At 54.4% G+C, this 16920-nt stretch carries 13 protein-coding genes; 4 read left to right on the top strand and 9 right to left on the bottom strand.

Annotation, left to right across the window (positions count from 1 at the left end; translation table 11 throughout):
- Positions 1 to 26 precede the first annotated feature (26 nt).
- The 4 genes from mgtE to groES all read right to left on the bottom strand — a co-directional run bounded on the left by mgtE (position 27) and on the right by groES (position 5139).
- A complete protein-coding gene (mgtE, locus tag EJE49_RS01735) occupies positions 27 to 1481 on the bottom strand; it encodes a magnesium transporter (RefSeq protein ID WP_124948680.1) in 1455 nt (484 codons plus the stop codon).
- A 78-nt stretch (positions 1482 to 1559) separates the two neighbouring features.
- The gene (gene yjjJ, locus EJE49_RS01730) at positions 1560 to 2927 is read right to left on the bottom strand and encodes a type II toxin-antitoxin system HipA family toxin YjjJ (protein ID WP_124948679.1); all 1368 of its coding nucleotides are present in this window, start codon (positions 2925 to 2927) and stop codon (positions 1560 to 1562) included.
- A gap of 232 nt (positions 2928 to 3159) precedes the next feature.
- Positions 3160 to 4806: a chaperonin GroEL gene (groL, locus tag EJE49_RS01725; RefSeq protein WP_124948678.1), complete on the bottom strand. Its 1647-nt coding sequence runs from the start codon at positions 4804 to 4806 to the stop codon at positions 3160 to 3162.
- A 45-nt stretch (positions 4807 to 4851) separates the two neighbouring features.
- The gene (gene groES / locus EJE49_RS01720) at positions 4852 to 5139 is read right to left on the bottom strand and encodes a co-chaperone GroES (protein ID WP_124948677.1); all 288 of its coding nucleotides are present in this window, start codon (positions 5137 to 5139) and stop codon (positions 4852 to 4854) included.
- A 411-nt stretch (positions 5140 to 5550) separates the two neighbouring features.
- Between groES and EJE49_RS01715 the strand changes: the two genes are divergently transcribed.
- Complete coding sequence (locus tag EJE49_RS01715; RefSeq protein WP_124948676.1) at positions 5551 to 5790, top strand: type II toxin-antitoxin system Phd/YefM family antitoxin; 240 nt, start codon at positions 5551 to 5553, stop codon at positions 5788 to 5790.
- The gene (locus EJE49_RS01710) at positions 5790 to 6167 is read left to right on the top strand and encodes a type II toxin-antitoxin system VapC family toxin (protein WP_124948675.1); all 378 of its coding nucleotides are present in this window, start codon (positions 5790 to 5792) and stop codon (positions 6165 to 6167) included. The genes EJE49_RS01715 and EJE49_RS01710 overlap by 1 nt, the downstream gene beginning before the upstream one ends.
- On the opposite strand, the gene EJE49_RS01705 is transcribed toward EJE49_RS01710, so the two are convergent.
- On the bottom strand, positions 6164 to 9934 hold the full coding sequence (locus EJE49_RS01705; protein WP_124948674.1) for a translocation/assembly module TamB domain-containing protein: 3771 nt from the start codon (positions 9932 to 9934) through the stop codon (positions 6164 to 6166). The two genes, EJE49_RS01710 and EJE49_RS01705, sit on opposite strands and share 4 nt — an antisense overlap.
- Positions 9931 to 11694: an autotransporter assembly complex protein TamA gene (locus EJE49_RS01700; RefSeq protein WP_124948673.1), complete on the bottom strand. Its 1764-nt coding sequence runs from the start codon at positions 11692 to 11694 to the stop codon at positions 9931 to 9933. Before EJE49_RS01700 ends, EJE49_RS01705 begins: the two co-directional genes overlap by 4 nt.
- A 70-nt stretch (positions 11695 to 11764) precedes the next feature.
- Between EJE49_RS01700 and fdxA the strand changes: the two genes are divergently transcribed.
- Complete coding sequence (gene fdxA / locus EJE49_RS01695) at positions 11765 to 12088, top strand: ferredoxin FdxA (RefSeq protein ID WP_124948672.1); 324 nt, start codon at positions 11765 to 11767, stop codon at positions 12086 to 12088.
- 4 nt (positions 12089 to 12092) lie between these two features.
- A complete protein-coding gene (locus tag EJE49_RS01690) occupies positions 12093 to 14789 on the top strand; it encodes a PD-(D/E)XK nuclease family protein (RefSeq protein WP_124948671.1) in 2697 nt (898 codons plus the stop codon).
- Here the strand turns inward: EJE49_RS01690 and phoU are convergent.
- From phoU to EJE49_RS01675, 3 genes are all read right to left on the bottom strand, one after another.
- Positions 14786 to 15490, bottom strand: coding sequence for a phosphate signaling complex protein PhoU (gene phoU, locus EJE49_RS01685; RefSeq protein WP_124948670.1), 705 nt, complete (start codon positions 15488 to 15490; stop codon positions 14786 to 14788). The genes EJE49_RS01690 and phoU overlap by 4 nt on opposite strands.
- Before the next feature lie 68 nt (positions 15491 to 15558).
- Entirely contained in the window at positions 15559 to 15984 is a 426-nt protein-coding gene (locus EJE49_RS01680; protein ID WP_124948669.1) for a hypothetical protein, read from the bottom strand.
- Positions 15981 to 16916, bottom strand: coding sequence for a Nudix family hydrolase (locus EJE49_RS01675; protein ID WP_124948668.1), 936 nt, complete (start codon positions 16914 to 16916; stop codon positions 15981 to 15983). The genes EJE49_RS01680 and EJE49_RS01675 overlap by 4 nt, the downstream gene beginning before the upstream one ends.
- Between the last annotated feature and the right edge of the window lie 4 nt (positions 16917 to 16920).

The following is a 16920-nucleotide window of genomic DNA, read 5'->3' as shown; positions in this document are numbered from 1 at the left end:
ATAGATATGAAATTAGCATGTCTGCGCTAGGTTAAGTAGCGCATGAACAGTGATGCCAGTCCGAGAAAAATAAAGAATCCGCCGCTGTCCGTCACGGCTGTGATCAGTACGCTGGAACCGACGGCGGGGTCGCGGCCGAATTTGTGCATGAAGGTGGGGATCGCGACGCCCATGACTGCGGCCAGCAGCAGGTTGAGCGTCATCGCCCCCATCATGACCAAGCCGAGTGCAGGCTTGCCGTATAGCATATAGGCAAACACGCCGACCACGCTGCCCCAGATCAGGCCATTGATCGCGGCCACGCCGATCTCTTTGCTGAACAGTTTTCGCGCGTTATCAGGGTGGATTTGACCCAGTGCCAGTGCGCGTACGATCATGGTCAGCGTCTGATTGCCGGAATTGCCGCCGATACCGGCAATGATGGGCATGAGTGCTGCCAGCGCCACCAGTTTTTCAATGGTGCCTTCAAATTCGCCGATGACGCGCGAGGCAATGAATGCAGTTACCAGATTGATCGCCAGCCATGCCCAGCGGTTTTGCACGGATTTCCATACGCTGGCGAAAATATCTTCCTCTTCGCGCAAACCGGCGATAGAGAGCAGGTCGCTATCGGATTCCTGACGGATGTGATCGACCACGGCATTCACCGTGAGGCGACCCATCAGCCGGTTTCTGGCATCAATGACTGGTGCAGACACCAGATCGTAGCGTTCAAACGCGTTGGCTGCATCGGTCGCATCGTCTTCGGCGTGAAACGTCACCACTTCTTCGGCCATGACGTCAGCGACTTTGGCATCCGGGTCTTTGAGCAGCAGGCGCTGCAGTGGCATCACGCCGCGTAATGCACCATCGCGGTCAACCACAAACAGTTTGTCAGTCTGGTCGGGCAATTCACCCAGGCGGCGCAAGTAACGCAGCGCCACTTCCAGTGTGACATCGGCGCGGATGGTGACCATGTCGTAGTCCATCAGCGCACCAACGGTGTCTTCGGCATAGGACAATGCGGATTGCAGGCGTGAACGCTTTTGTGCATCCAGCGACTGCAGTAAATCCTGAATAACGTCCTGCGGTAAGTCAGGCGCCAGGTCGGCAATTTCGTCGGTATCCAGCGTCTCGGCAGCGGCCAGCAGTTCCTCGCTGTCCATTGTCTTGATCAGCGATTCGCGGACTGCGTCGGAGACTTCCAGCAGGATTTCGCCGTCGCGCTCAGCCTTGACCAGATCCCAGACTAATAGCCGGTCATCCAGCGGCAGGGCTTCCAGTACCAGCGCCACGTCGGCGGAGTGCATGTCGTCCAGCAGCGCGTGCAATTCGGTCAGGTGCTGCTTGTGCACCAGACCTTCAACCAGATCGCGGCGCGGCATATCCTGCTTGTGCACCAGGCTGGTGACCAGATCATGCTTGCGTAACAGTGCCACCACCCGATTCAGGTTGTCTTCAGTGCTGTCGTGGGCCTTGCCCGTGTCGAAGTTGTCAGCCATGATCAGAGGGTGGGAGGAATACGCGAAAACGTAATTGTACGGGATTTAATCTGGAAACGGCAGTGCCGCTTTCCAGGATTATAAGCGTGAGAGAAGATTCGCCAGAATCCGGCTGTTATTTATGCAAATCTGCCGGAAATCCGTACTGATGCGCTCATCGTCGGAACAGATTTCCCAGAGCTGAATGGCGGCTTTGGCAGACTGTTTCCATAAATCAACTTCGGCTGGTAATGGCAATGCCGGGGCATACGTTTTGACTGGTACTTCGCCACCCCTGACCGGGGCATACATCATGGGTAGCATGTCATAGACCGGTGCAAGCGTTAAACCCGGCCGAAAAGCGAGGTTGCCTTCGTGCATATCCGTGTTGGCGATGAGTCTGCCGAACCACCAGATAAGCGTAATGCGTGTGACGTCTTCAGCGGACAGCCAGCCATGGTTGTGAAACGCCTGCGCGGTTTTTGGCCAGTCTGCATTTTCGCCTACCAAAGCTGCGTTGAGGCTGCCAATAGTGCAGACCGGGGAGCGGCCGAAATCACCGTGGCGGTCAAAACGCGCCACTTCCAGGAATGTTCTGTCGGCGTACTGGTAAATGGCAGATTCAGCAACGGCTATCTGGAGTGTATTGGCCATGACAGATGACGCCAGATGTTCGCAAATCAGCAGGTCTGCCCAGCGCCGCACCGCAGGGGAGTTATCCGCTCCGGAAAATTTCACGATAACATCAACTTTGCGGTTGTTTATGAAGCGGCTGGCGGTGAATTTTGGAAATTCGCCACCGGCGGATGAACCGGGTTCGCCCTGCAGCAGAGCCATGTCTGCTAATCGGGGATAGCTTTCTTCTATCTGGTCGTCGGAAAGAAAGCGTGTGTCGCTTTGACGGATACGCTCAAGAAAACGGTGATAGGCAACTTCTCCGAGTATAAGGTCACCAGGTTGGTCATGGCCCAACAGCGATAGCATGAAAATAATGTCATCATCTGACCAGGCGTCCGGATTGTTGGGAAGGTTCAGGTCGAGGGCGTGGATTCGGGCAAAATTTCTACCGAGAAAACCCTGTGGGCGCATGTCGATGATAGGGTACGGCAAACCTTCGAACCAGCCGTCCGCCATATCTTTATCCAGCGGCCAGGGGAATCCTGCCTGATTGGCCAGGCAGGTGCCTTGCGGATAGATGAGGGACAGCAGGCCAATCTCATGCCCTTGTCCGTGTTCATCTATGCGATAAAGTGGAATGGGGTTGGCGTTGCCGCGTAGCGTGCGACGCAGGGCATAACGCGTGCGGCGAGACCCTCCGCTGCTAATGACCGAAGCGCCGAGCCCTTTTAATGCACGGCTCAAGGTAGCACGGCTAATGCCACCAAGTCTCGCGCATAATTCAGCGCCTCCAATGTGGTGGTTTGTGCGCAGGAGTTTGATTAGGGCATCCGTATTGATTTTTGTCATGTCGGCCAATTATGAAACGAAATATGAAACAAGTTATATTAATAATAATATATTAAATCAGGTAATTATGGTTTATATTGTTTTGTATATAGCAACGAGTTATCGTTTGTAATCACAGACACAAAGAAAGGCAGAAACTTGCGTTCTGCCTTTCTTTGTTAGCCATATAAAAAAACCCCGCCACAAGGACGGGGTTTTCTTTTGCAGATGTCGCAAGTTACATCGTGCGGAATTACATCATTCCGCCCATGCCGCCCATACCACCCATGTCGCCCATGCCTGCGCCACCACCCGATTTATCATCCGGCAGTTCAGCAACCATTGCATCCGTGGTCAGCATCAGGCTGGCTACAGAAGCCGCATTTTGCAATGCGGTGCGGGTTACTTTGGTTGGATCCAGCACGCCCATTTCGACCATGTCGCCGTAGACGCTGGTAGCTGCGTTGTAACCATAGTTACCTTTGCCTTCCAGCACTTTATTAACCACGACAGATGCTTCATCGCCGCAGTTGATAACGATCTGGCGCAATGGCTCTTCGATAGCGCGCAAGATGATTTTGATACCAGCATCTTGATCAGCGTTGTCGCCTACCAATGAACCAATACCTGCTTTAGCGCGTAACAGTGCTACGCCACCGCCAGGTACGATACCTTCTTCAACCGCTGCGCGAGTAGCGTGCAATGCATCTTCTACGCGTGCTTTTTTCTCTTTCATTTCAACTTCGGTAGCAGCGCCGACTTTGATCACTGCAACGCCGCCAGCCAGTTTGGCTTTACGTTCTTGCAGTTTTTCCTTGTCGTAGTCGCTGGTTGCTTCATCCATTTGACGGTTGATTTGTGCAACACGACCTGTGATGTTTTCAGCTTTACCAGCGCCATCGATGATGATGGTGTTGTCTTTGCTGACGTCGATGCGTTTAGCCTGACCTAATTCAGCCAGGGTAACTTTATCCAAAGTCAAACCAACTTCTTCAGCAATCACAGTACCACCGGTCAAGATAGCGATATCTTCCAGCATGGCTTTACGACGATCACCGAAACCAGGTGCTTTAACAGCACAAGTTTTCAGGATGCCACGGATGTTGTTTACAACCAGAGTTGCCAGTGCTTCGCCGTCGATGTCTTCAGCGATGATCAGCAATGGACGACCCGCTTTAGCAACTTGTTCCAGTGCTGGCAGCAAGTCACGGATGTTGGAGATTTTCTTGTCGTGCAATAACACGAAAGGATTGTCCAGGCCGGCGATTTGCTTGTCGTTGTTGTTGATGAAGTAAGGTGACAGGTAGCCACGGTCAAACTGCATACCTTCAACTACGTCCAGTTCGCTTTCCAGGCTGGTACCATCTTCAACAGTGATAACGCCTTCTTTACCCACTTTGCTCATTGCGTTAGCAATGATGTCGCCGATGGTGCTTTCTGAGTTAGCGGAAATAGAACCAACTTGTGCGATTTCCTTGGAAGTTGCGCAAGGCTTGGAGATATTTTTCAGTTCTTCAACGATAGCGGTTACTGCTTTGTCCATGCCGCGTTTCAAATCCATAGGATTCATGCCGGCAGCAACAAACTTCATGCCTTCTTTCAACATGGCTTGGGCCAATACAGTAGCGGTAGTGGTACCGTCACCGGCTACGTCAGCAGTCTTGGAAGAAACTTCCTTAACCATTTGCGCGCCCATGTTTTCGAATTTGTCTTTCAGTTCGATTTCTTTAGCAACAGAAACACCGTCCTTGGTGATGATAGGCGCGCCGAAAGCACGATCCAACACCACGTTACGGCCTTTAGGGCCCAAGGTTACTTTAACTGCATCGGCCAGAATGTTGACACCGATCATCATTTTTTGACGGGCTACATCACCGAATTTTACGTCTTTTGCTGGCATAACTTACTCCTGGAAATAGATGATTTATTAGGGGGTGGGGCTGGATTATTCCAGAACGCCCATGATGTCTTCTTCGCGCATGACTAATAGGTCTTCGCCATCGACTTTAACGGTTTGGCCAGCATATTTGCCGAACAACACGCGGTCACCGACCTTCACATCCAGTGGACGGGCTTTACCATCATCACCAACTTTGCCATTGCCCACGGCGATAACTTCACCCTGGTCTGGTTTTTCAGTAGCGCTGTCAGGAATCACAATACCGGAAGCGGTCTTGCGCTCTTCTTCCATACGTTTAACGATGATACGGTCGTGCAGAGGACGAATTTTCATTACTGTTTCTCCTGGAAATTAAACAATTAAAGCGCAATGCTGTGTATACATTGCAAGAAAAAAGGCTCGGGCGGCAATTTTAGCACTCTCACCCGAGGAGTGCTAATAATAGGGGCGGTAGTGCTGATTTTCAAGGGGGAAATGTGTTTTTACAGAAAATAAAGCTCGGAGAGGTGATGGAAATCAGGTATTATTTTTTGTAATGCATTGATTAAAATGTAATATTTTTTAACTTAATGATCGTGTGAATTTTTTAAGATGCTCAATCAGGGTGTGGCCACTGTGTCCCCTCAGCTCGCAATCATCGAATCAGGTTTTGTGCTTCAGGCTTAAATTAAGGTACAAAATGGATTGTAATGTACATAATAACGGACTAAGCTAGACTAAGTTTAATTAACTATCGAGGTTTTTATGCAAACAATTAATATTCACGATGCCAAAACGCAGTTTTCAAAATTGATTGAATCCGTTTTGCAAGGCGAAGAAATCGTAATCGCAAAAGCAGGAAAACCTGCTGCAAGACTTGTTCCATTATCAAAAAAAAGTAGTTTTGTGCGTCGTCCAGGTTCTATGAAGGGGAGCATTACAATTGCTGATGATTTTGATGCGCCATTGCCTGATGAGATTCAGGCGGATTTTGAAGGGCGATAATGAGAATTTTACTGGATACCCACGTCTACTTATGGTGGTTGCAAGATAGTCCAAAGCTGTCTTTACAAGCCAGGGAAATCATTATTTCTGCGACTGAAGTTTATGTGAGTAGCGCATCAATATGGGAAGCCGCAATCAAGTCCGGGATAGGAAAGCTTGATGTAAATGTAGATACGTTGGTTGAAGAAATAGAAAAAAACGGCTTCCAGGTGTTAGACATAACGCCAAAGCACGCTGCCAGAATTATGCGACTCCCTGACATTCATCGTGACCCGTTTGATCGGATGTTGCTTGCGCAGGCATTGAGTGAACCGCTTAAGTTTTTAACGGCAGATAGCTTATTAGCAGGATATTCTGATTTGGTTGACGTTATTTAATCAAACGAGAAGGTATAAAACAAATCCAGCGCGGATTCGTTGCCACCCTGGGCGCGGATGGAAAGACGGCGCGACAGTGTGTAGGTGATTTTGACCAGTTGTTTCGTGCCGGTCAGCCCTTGTTCGTAATTGACATACACCTTATCAGACAGGCGTTTGCCCAGGCTGAGGACGCTGCTGTCGAGCGTGCCTGCGCCATTGATGCCGATTTCGTTAAGTCCGGTCAGTTCGGTGAGTTTGGATTGCAGGGAAACAGACCCGCTTCTGCCCAGTAAATAAGCGGCGGCTGCCTGCAGTGCTTTGGTGTCAGCATCATTGGTCACCGTGGTGGTGCCGTGACCCAATACCAGCCAGGAGAGTTTTTCGCTGTCATTGAGTTCCGGGGTGGATACCAGTTTGACAACCGGGGCGAGCGCGGTGCCGCTAACCTGTACACCGACGGTGACAGTCGGGTATGTGCGGGTGGCGAGCAAGTCCAGACCGGGGTTGCTAACGATGCCCGCAAAATTGAGTACGCCGCGAGTGATGGCGAGGCGTTGTCCGAATGCGCTGTAATTGCCTTCGGCAACATTAAGCGTTCCGATTGCGGTGGGTAGATTGGATCCGCGCTGGCTGAAATCGAGCGTGCCTTCCAGCCGGGCATCCAGTCCCTGCCCCGTGATCTGGGTATGCTTGCCGAGGTCGATCATGACATGCGATTCGATTTGCCATGCTGGCGGTGAGCTGGCGTTGTTGCGAGCCCTGGCATTAGCCGGTATGTGGCCGATGATAATGATGTCATTGCTTAACTGCGGCTTGCCGTCATTGTTGAGACTGATGGTGGCGCGGTCAATTGTGACGTCGGCCTGGGTAGTAATGTGTTTGTCTTTGGCGATGACTTCGGCTTTGCCAGTTAGCGTAACTTGTCGGTCAGGCCGATTGATCAGTTTCAATTGTCGGGCGGTTGCGCTCAGCTGCATATCCAGCTGGCCATTGTTGAGTTTGATGGTGCCGTGCGCAGTGAGATCACCTCCATTGTGGAAATCGAGCTGAGTGATATTCAGGCTGTCCTGATCGAATTTGGCATTCAGGGTGCCATTCTTTAAAAATATCCCTTGTTCAGGGTAGCCCAGCGTAAGCCCGGATCCGCTTATCGTGCCGGTGAAAACGGGTGTGTGGAGGCTGCCCTGCAGGTCCATCTGTCCATGCACTGCGCCATCCAGATTAAATGTGTCGTCGAGTATGGCCGTGAGCCAGGCCATTGACGGGATTTGCAACTGCGCGTGAGCCTGTAGTGGCGCCAGTGTGGATAATCCCAGGCGGTTGCCCTGATGTGTCAGGATGGTGCTGGCTTGCGCGTTTATGCTGCCCATGGTGGTGCCATTGGCATCCAGTTTTGCGGTGAGCTGGTTATTCTGTGCCTGCACAGTGAGTAAGGCACGGTTAATGCCGAGACGGGTGGTCTGGTCGCTGATAATGCTGATATCGCCGCCTTCGCGCCACACCATGATCTCGCCATCGGCACGCTTGCCCAGCGTGAATTGCCACTTGCTGCCTGCGGTCAGGGAGTTGCTGATCTGGTTGTTAGGGTGCAGGCGTTGCTGGAGATAGCCCAGATTAATGCCGCTGGCACTGCCATGGCTGGTGATGCCGGCTGTGCTGTAGTCAAACTGATCAAGCCTGAATACGCCATTGGCGATGCTGAATTCGGCATGATCAAGTTGCGCGTGATTGCTGCTCATTACCAGCGGTGCCGGTGCGCGCAGGTTAAATGGGTATAGCCCGCGATTGGTGAGCTGGCTGATCTGGCCGTTCCAGCTCTGGTTGCGCCAGTTGCCGGTCAGGACGGCATTCAGGTCGAGTGTGCGATTATTCGCGACCAGCGTCAGGGTGTGGTTATGGCGAGTGCCGTTGGCGTAGAGATACGCGCTATCCAGTTGCAGGCTGCCTGATTGAAAATTACGCAGATTGCCGCTAGCACTGATGGTGCCGTTGTCACCTGGCCCGATTTTAATCTGGGTGTCGACCTGTGCAATGCGCAAACCCGACTGCCAGACCAGTTGCTCGCCTTGCGCTTTCAGTTCACCCGCAGGCTGGGCGAAGCTGCCGTGTAATACGCCATTGGCGATGAGCTTGCCGTTAAATCCGGCGCCCAGCACCGCGATATTCGGGGCATTAAGCTGCCAGATCATGCGGTCGCGCGGTGCGCCGAAACTGCCTTGCAGGTTGAGCTTGTTGTTGCCGAGCTGAAATTGCGCGGTGCTGTTCCACAGCCGCTGCTTGGCAATCTGCAGTGTGGCGTGGCCGCTGAGTGGGGCATTGTTGTAGAGGCTGTTGCTGATGGCAAGTTGCAGTCGGGTTTGCAGTTGCGGCTGAATCTGTCCCTGCGTTGTAAATTCGGCGTTAATGCTGGCAACCGGGTAGCGGCCAAACTGGGCGGGGTTGAAGCGGCTCAGTTTGCCCTGGGCACTGAATTTGCGCGAGCCGGCCAGCGCCAGTTCACCCGTGAAGGTCAGGGCGCTGGTGTCCTTGCGTAATTTTGCGGAAGTGATGGTCAGACGCTGCTGCTGGTAAGTGGCGGCGACATCCATGTTGTAGTTGGCTTGATTGAGTGTGGCGTTAAGTGTTTGCTGTTGCGCGTTCATGCGCATATCCAGCTTGCCGTTGAGGTGAGTCGCATGCAGGGGCCGGTAGAGGGCATTTAAATCGATTTGTTGCGCACTCAGATGCAAGTCCAGGCCCTGGTCATGCCATTTTCCAGCCCCGAGGATGCGACCGTTGTGGCTGAGCAACAGCGCCAGATTGGTTAGCGTCATGTCCGCGGACGTGCCGTTAATATCGGCGTCCAGTCGGGTAACCGGGAGCTTTTGCAGATCGAGGCTGCCGGGTGCGCTATTGCTGAGGTGTATCGCACCGCTGTAGGTGTCGGTGCCGGTCGGGGTGATGTTCGCCTGGCCATCGATGCGCGCATGCGGTAATGCGTAGCCTATGTCGGCCGGGTTGAAATTGCTGAGGCTGAGCTTCGCTTGTGCAAATGGTCGGGTGAGAAACGGGGTTATTTGCGCCTGTGTCGTGGCGCTGGCTGGGCCCGATTTAGCCGTGCCGTTTAACGCTATGCGGGCAAGCGTGCCGCCAAGCTGGATAGCGGCGTCGTAGTTATGGAGGCCGTCATGCAGGCTCAGCCCGATCTGGCTGCTGAGTTTAAATGGGGTCTGGTCAGCTAATTGCACTTGCAGTTGTGCATTGCCCCATTCGGAGAGTGCGGTGCCGTGCAATTGATAGCGATGACTGGCGTAATTGAGACTGAAGCTGACTGGCTGGATAAGGATATGCTGGTCGCCGCGGTGGATGCGCACGGCATTGATACGGCCATTCGGCACCGCCAGCTCGAATGGCAAGGCCAGGCTGGACGGCATCTGTAGAGGTTTGTTATCCGGCTTTGTGAGTGTGATATCCAGTGTGGCTATATTCAGTTGCGTGAATTTCAGGCGGCTGCCCTGCCATAGTTGACTGGGCGACCAGGCCAGCTTGAGTTGCTGCAGCGTGACGGTTTTTTCAGGTGTGATCCAGTCTATGCGTTTAATGCTGAGCGTATCAAAAATGGAGCCGGTTACGCCGCTGATGATGATCTGGTCATTGCTGACGCGGGTAACGATTTGCGCCAGTGCGCGCGCGGCCGGTTCGCTGCCTAATAACCAGATTAAGCTGCCAAGTAATAAAACGGCACTCAAGCCTCGTAACATGGAAGTGCTGTAGGTGCGCCAGTTCAGAAGGTTGCGTAGTTTCAAAATGCACTGCCCAGACTGAAGTGGATGCGGTAAGCGGAAATGGCTTCGCCATAGGCAACATCAAGACTCAATGGCCCAAGCGGGCTGCGCCAGCGTGCACCCACACCGTAACCGGCTACAGTGTGGAAATTTTGCAGGGTGTCAGTGGCATTGCCGCGATCATAAAACAGGGCAGCTCCCCATTTGGGGGCCAGCCAGTGCGTATATTCCACGCTGCCGGTGGCTAGGTAACGGCCGCCCACGATGGCGTCGCCCTGCGCTACGCCCAGGCTCTGATAGGCATAGCCACGCACGGTGGTGTCGCCGCCGGTACGGAACAGCATGTCGCTGGGAATGCCGTGCGTGTCGGATGCGAATACGATGCCCAGCTCGCCCCGCAACGTCAGGCTGTCATGTTGGGTGATCGGATAGAAATAAATGGCCTGGCTACGGCTGCGAATAAAATCCTGATCGGACAATAGCGCCTGGGATGCGCCTCCGATTTCGGTGCGGAATAAATAACCGCGGCTGGGCGATAGCAGATTGTCTACATTACGGTATGTCCAGATGTAATTGAGCGTGAGTGCTTGCAGGTTGTCGCCTACCGCACCAGATATGCTCTGGTGCTCGACAAGATATTGGGCAATCAGGCTGGTTTCAATACGGTCTTTAGTGCGTGTGCGCTTGATCGCGGTAGCGCTCTGGCTGGTAATTTCACCTTCTATATCGGTACGTTTGGTCGTTGCACTGATGCTGTCTATGTAGCCGAGTTCGTCACGTGGCCGTTCGATTTGCCCGCTCAGCGAGCGTAGATGCGTGTCGATTTTGAATGCGCCGTTAAAGCGCAAGTTGCTGTCCAGGCTGTTCAGATTCTGGTATTCCAGTTGGCCACGCGGTCCGCTGTCGGTGCTGATACCCACACCGATACCCAGTTTCTGGCGCTGCAATTCGACCACGCTCACCTTTACCGGGAGCATGGTCGGGTCGGTTGCATCAGCGACAGTCGCAATGTTGACCGATTTGAAATAGGGCCGGCTCTGCAGGCGCGACTGGAATTCCAGCAGTTTGGCCTGAGAATAGGGATCGCCGGGTGTGATGGGATTCAGGCGCTCAACGATGCTGGCGGGGTAGCGCTGCAGGCCGTTGATGGTAGTTGGGCCGAAATGGTAGGCGAGGCCGCTGTCCAGCACTACGTTGATTACCGTACTATGGGTGTCCGGGTTGATGACGGCGGCGCTGGCCAGCATGTGCGCTTGTGGATATTTGGCGATGATCAGACTGGTGAGCACATCGCGTTTTGCCATTTCCCAGGTGTCCTGCCGGAAGATGTCGCCGTTTTTGAGCGGCCATGCTGCGTACTGTGCTTTAAGCCAGGCTTGGTATTGTTGCGCATCTTCACTGATCGCACCTTGCGCACTCAGCATGGTGCGTGCGACGCGTACCGGTTCGCCTGGCTCGACCTTGAACTGCAGTTGCCAGATGCCATCCTGTTGCTGGATGTTCGGGGTGACAGTGGGGGAATAATAGCCTTCGGTGGCTAATAAGGTTTTGATGCTGTCCGGAGTGAGCCGGTAGAGTCTGCGTAATTGCGCATCATCCAGTGCCGGGTTGTCGCGCCAGCGATAGATATCCAGGTATTTGATGAGCAGCGGCTTGATGCTGTCAGGCGCATCCAGTGCGATCCGGTATTCGAGTGCGGCGGCTGGCATGGCGCCAACGCTAAGGGCCAGCCACAGGCTACCTGTCAGCGCGAGTCGTGCCATGGTCGGGTTTATCCGCATTTAGATGTCCACAGCCCAACGCAAAATCGGGGTAAAATGCCAATATATAGCTTGATAGGAAAGAAAATCCATGACTTATGTTGTAACCGAAAACTGTATCCAGTGTAAATATACTGATTGCGTTGATGTCTGTCCGGTGGACTGTTTCCGCGAAGGCGAAAACTTTCTGGTAATTGATCCGGATGAGTGTATTGATTGTACCTTGTGCGTGGCGGAATGTCCGGCGGAAGCGATTTTTGCCGAGGATGATGTGCCTGCCGATCAGCAGCATTGCACCGAGTTGAATGCCGAACTGGCCCGAGGCTGGAAGCCGATTATCGAGCGCAAGGATCCCTTGCCGGATGCGGATGACTGGAACGGTAAAACCGGCAAGCTGGCATTGTTGAAACGCTAAGCCCGTGCTTGCGGCGTTCTTTCAGCGGGCTGCGCAACAGATCCTCAGGGAATGCGCAGCCACGCAGACTGAATTAGCCGATGCTGTCATTCTGGTGCCTAACTTTCAGGCGGGCGCCGCCTTATCTCAGGCATTAGTAGCAGCCAGCGGACAAACTGTGCTGCTTGCTCCGCAGATTCTGACTTTTCCGGCCTGGGCGCAAACGGCATCGCCTGTCGCGGCGGTGCTGCCTGACAGCCGTAGAACGACCCAGCTTTATCATATTCTCAAAGCGCGTGCCTGGTTTGATCCGGTGCTGCTGTGGGCGATGTGCGATGAAATTACTCGTCTGTTTGACGAGCTGACTTACCAGGCAGTCGATCTGCCCGTGGATGTCAATGAATTCGCCACGCAGTTGCAGGCGTATTACCAGACCCGGCGCCATAGCGCGGTCGAGTTCGAGGCGCAGTTGGTGCATGAGCTGTGGTTCGCGCTGAGTCGGGATGAGCTCAGTCCTGCGGCGCTCTATGCATTGCAACTGGCGCAGTTGGCCCATGCTGCGGTTGCGCCGTTGTTTGTGGTCGGCCTGCCGACGTTGACCCGTCTGGAACAGAATTGTCTGCGGCAGTATGCATGGCAGCAGCAGGTGACCGAGATCGCCATGGAGCCGAATGATGCCGTTGCGCAGACGCTGGCCGCAGCGTGGCCGGTAAATCTGGTAACGCCGCTGATCCAGCGCGCGCAGACGTTGGCCAGTAATCTTCCCCATAGCCCGTTGCCAGGCCGGTTGCGTTATTGCGCAGCTTACAGTCTGGAAGATGAAGCCAGTGCTGCCGATACGCAGGTGCGCCTGTGGGTGCATGAGGGTAAGCAGCGTATTGCGGTGGTGGTGCAGGACAGGGTTAGCGCCCGGCGTTTGCGGGCGTTGCTGGAACGCGCGCAAATTCTGGTCAGTGACGAGACCGGCTGGACGTTGGATACCACCACTGCGAGCACGGTGGTAATGCGCTGGGTCGAGGTGCTGCTGGCTGATTTTCCATATCAGGATATGCTCGACCTGATTAAATCCCCGCATTTATTCCCGGATTGGCCGATATCCCGGCGGCAACAGGCCGCCTGGCAGATTGAGCACGCCCTGCGCAGGCATGGCCCGGTGGATGGTTGTGCCGGTGTGCTTGCTGTATTGCGTACGCAAACGGATACCGAAGATGCGCAGGCGGCGGTGTCGCGCTTGCAGACTGCGGCGCAGCACAGCGCCCGGCGCACGGCCAGTTTGCGCGACTGGCTGGATCAGCTTGAGCGCAGTATGGCCGAGCTGGGTGCAGCAGCCACATTGGCAGAGGATGCGGCGGGACGGCAGTTATTGAATTTATTGGCACGGCGCAGGCATGAGCTGGCGGAGGATGACGGCAGTTTCAGTCTGGCCGAGTTTCATCGCTGGTTAAGCCGCGAGCTGGAGAGTGGTGCTTTTGTCGACCAGCGCGTGGATAGTCCTGTTGTATTTACCCATCTGGCGGCGACGCGGTTGCGGGCATTCGATGCGGCGCTGATTTTAGGCGCTGATGCCGCACATCTGCCCTCGCTGACCAGTCATGCGGTGTTTTTTAATCAGCAAGTGCGCGCGGCACTGGGTTTGCCGACCCCTGCTGTGGAAATGGCGCAGATCCAGGCGGATCTGGTGCAGTTGCTGGTAACCACGCCTGCCGTGCTGGTGGTGTGGCAGGCGCGCAGCGAGGGCGAAATCAATGCGATCAGCCCGTGGCTGGAGCGGCTGGACAGTCTGCATCAGTTGACATGGGGTAGCAGCTTGCTTGACCACGGTTTGCGTGAAATGAGTGCGGCGGCGCAGATTGCGACACCGGATCAGCAGTCTGTGCCGGTGCCGGGTAATATGCCACAGCCGAATATTCCCTCGGCGCTGGTGCCGCATAAGATAAGTGTAAGCGCTTACAATACGTTGGTTGCCTGCCCTTATCAGTATTTCGCGCGTCATGTGCTGGGGCTGAATCAGCTGGATGAAATCAGCGCAGAGGTAGAGAAGTCGGATTACGGTCAGGCGGTGCATGCCATCCTCAAAACCTTTCATGAGCGTCACCGGGTTATCAGTGACGTGCCGCGTGAGGCGCTGATGGCAGCATTAATCGAGATCAGTCTGCAGGCTTTCGCCCCCATGCTGCGTGATGATTATTATGCGCGTGCCTGGCAGCAGCAATGGCTGGCTAAGATTCCGGCTTATCTGGACTGGCAGCTGGCGCGTGAACAGGAAGGCTGGCGCTGGCTGGAGGGTGAGGTGGCAAAGCAGCATGGTTTGCCACTGGATGACGATCAGTCGATACAGCTGTATGGCCGCCTGGATCGTATTGATCGCGTTGCAGACAGCTTTGCCGTGCTGGATTACAAAACCGGTAGCAGCAAAGGGCTGAAGGACAAGGCAAGCCGGGCTGACGAGGATGTGCAACTGGCGGCCTATGCGCTGCTGATGCAGGACGAAGTAGGCCAGGTGGCGTTTGTCAGCCTCGATGCGGAGAAAGTGACTACGATTGCGCTGGATGTTGAACCACAGGCAGCGGCTGATGAGTGCGGGGAACGGCTCGTGCTGCTGTTCAATCAGTTACATCAGCATGCGCCGTTACCGGCTAACGGTATTGATAAGGTCTGTCAGTATTGCGATATGCGCGGGCTGTGTCGACGCGATCACTGGGTCGACACGCTGCCGGTTTAACGCATCGCTTCGCGTTCGATTTCTTCTACTGTGGTGTGGCGTACGTCTTTACCCTTGACCATATACACAACGTATTCCGACATGTTTTTAGCGTGGTCGCCCATGCGTTCGATGGCCTTGGCAACGAACATGATGTCGATGAAGGTAGAGATGGTGCGCGGATCTTCCATCATGTAGGTGATAAGGTTGCGCAGTACCAGATGGTATTCTTCATCCACGTCGATGTCCTGGCGGGCAATATGGGCGGCATTGCTCACATCCAGACGGGCAAAGCCATCCAGTGCACGGTGCAGCATGTCGAGTACGATCTCGCTCATGTACTGGATCTGATTGAATTTGGGTTGCATCATGCGACCGCTATGATGAATTTCCTTGACCATACGCGCTACTTTGGCGGCTTCGTCACCGATGCGCTCCAGATCGGTAATGGTCTTGACCACGGTCATCACCATGCGCAGGTCAGATGCGGTAGGCTGGCGGCGCGCGATGATCTGTGCGCAGTCTTCGTCGATACCGACTTCCAGCGCGTTCACCTGATGATCGTTGTTGACTACTTTTTCGGCAAGGATAAAGTCAGCATTGATTAGCGCTTCTATCGCTTGAGCGATCTGTTGTTCCACCAGACCGCCCATCTGCAATACGCGAGCGCGCATGTTTTCTAAATCAGTATCGAATTGTCTGTAGGTATGTTCTTGTGGCATGTCTCTCTCCTTTTCGCATCGTTAATTATAGCGTTAGAAATAGCGATATAGGTGACAATTTGGTGACATTAGCCGGAAAACGGTATGGCGACCTTTTCACCGTCCATGTCCAGGGTCAGTAACCAGTCATGCCGGCCTGTAACGCAAACCGGCAACACCACTTTGGCTTGCCAGTGCTGCGGTGACTGTTGCGTCAATTGATAGCGGTTGTAGCCCATTTCCATATCGCGCATGGTGAAGTAGGCATAGATGACTTTGGCCTCGGCATTGCTGACGCGCACCGTGAATGGGTGCAGACCGGAAGGGGGTTCGATGAAATTAACGCTTACCTGCTGATGGTGCAACTGGAATTGGCAACCTTGGAGCGGATCGGGGCAGTTGATGGTGGTGATTTTGTCCTCAGAACGCTGCCAGGTCTGGTACACGCCACCCGCGACCAGGATGCCGATCAGCAATGTCGGCAAGGCATATTTCAACAGCCATTCCCGGTTCATTGCCAGGCTCCACGCAGTAAGGCAATGCCGTGCGCACCATGCTGCTGCGCCAATTCAAGGTCGGCTGCATTCAGCCCGCCCAAGGCATAGATGGGAATGCTGCGGTTGCTGGTCAGGCTGGCAAACTGTTCCCAGCCTAGCGTCGGTGCGCCAGGGTGACTGGCGGTGGGCAGTACCGGCGATAGCAGTGCGTAATCGCATCCCAGTTGTTCGGCCAGATCGAGTTCGGCGGCGTTGTGGCAGGAGGCGCCAACCAATGTCAGATCCGGGCGCGAGCCAATTGCGGCGAGTTGCGCGGCGGTGAGTTGCACGCCATCGGCCTGAATTTGTTGTGCCAGTGCCGCGTCGGCATTGATGATGACGCGGGCATGGGCAGCGTGGGCGCGATGGACCACAGCTTGGGCGAACTCGCTCAGGGCAGAGCCGGTGAGCTGCTTTTCGCGCACCTGGATCAATTTTAATCCCTGCGTCAGAGCATGATCGAGCTTGGGTAAGAAGCCGGCAATATCATCACCTGCCTGAGTAATGCCGAGTATGGGGGGTAAGGTCAGAGCCTGAATAATAGGTGTGTTGGCGGGTAATAGCGGTGCTACGGTGATGTCGTCAGCGCTTTGCCAGGCGAAGGTCTGCCCTTCGCGCGGATGGGGTTCGCCTTGCCAGGCAGTGACGCGGAAGAATGACAGTACTACCCGCAGTTTCGTATAGTCAAACTGGCGGGTCAGCCATGGGGTGGCGTGGGTGACATGGATGCCGAGCTCTTCGTCGAGTTCGCGAACAAGGGCTTCGTAGGCAGTTTCGCCAGCCTCGATTTTGCCACCGGGAAATTCCCAGTAACCAGGATAAGGTTTATCGGCGGGACGGCTGGCCAGCAAGAAACGGCCATCGGGGCGGATGATGACTGCCGCGGCGACGTGTATGGTGGGATTGCTCATAAGT

The sequence above is a fragment of the Sulfuriferula thiophila genome (assembly GCF_003864975.1).
Classification (GTDB): domain Bacteria; phylum Pseudomonadota; class Gammaproteobacteria; order Burkholderiales; family Sulfuriferulaceae; genus Sulfuriferula; species Sulfuriferula thiophila.
The sequence above is the reverse complement of the archived record's forward strand: the minus strand, read 5'-3'. Positions and strand labels throughout refer to the sequence as shown.

Excerpts from the sequence above, each read along its gene's own strand:
- EJE49_RS01715 (WP_124948676.1), top strand. The coding sequence starts at position 5,551 with ATGCAAACAATTAATATTCACGATGCCAAAACGCAGTTTTCAAAATTG.
- fdxA (WP_124948672.1), top strand. The coding sequence starts at position 11,765 with ATGACTTATGTTGTAACCGAAAACTGTATCCAGTGTAAATATACTGAT.
- yjjJ (WP_124948679.1), bottom strand. The coding sequence starts at position 2,927 with ATGACAAAAATCAATACGGATGCCCTAATCAAACTCCTGCGCACAAAC.
- groL (WP_124948678.1), bottom strand. The coding sequence starts at position 4,806 with ATGCCAGCAAAAGACGTAAAATTCGGTGATGTAGCCCGTCAAAAAATG.
- mgtE (WP_124948680.1), bottom strand. The coding sequence starts at position 1,481 with ATGGCTGACAACTTCGACACGGGCAAGGCCCACGACAGCACTGAAGAC.
- EJE49_RS01675 (WP_124948668.1), bottom strand. The coding sequence starts at position 16,916 with ATGAGCAATCCCACCATACACGTCGCCGCGGCAGTCATCATCCGCCCC.
- EJE49_RS01710 (WP_124948675.1), top strand. The coding sequence starts at position 5,790 with ATGAGAATTTTACTGGATACCCACGTCTACTTATGGTGGTTGCAAGAT.
- phoU (WP_124948670.1), bottom strand. The coding sequence starts at position 15,490 with ATGCCACAAGAACATACCTACAGACAATTCGATACTGATTTAGAAAAC.
- groES (WP_124948677.1), bottom strand. The coding sequence starts at position 5,139 with ATGAAAATTCGTCCTCTGCACGACCGTATCATCGTTAAACGTATGGAA.
- EJE49_RS01700 (WP_124948673.1), bottom strand. The coding sequence starts at position 11,694 with ATGCGGATAAACCCGACCATGGCACGACTCGCGCTGACAGGTAGCCTG.
- EJE49_RS01680 (WP_124948669.1), bottom strand. The coding sequence starts at position 15,984 with ATGAACCGGGAATGGCTGTTGAAATATGCCTTGCCGACATTGCTGATC.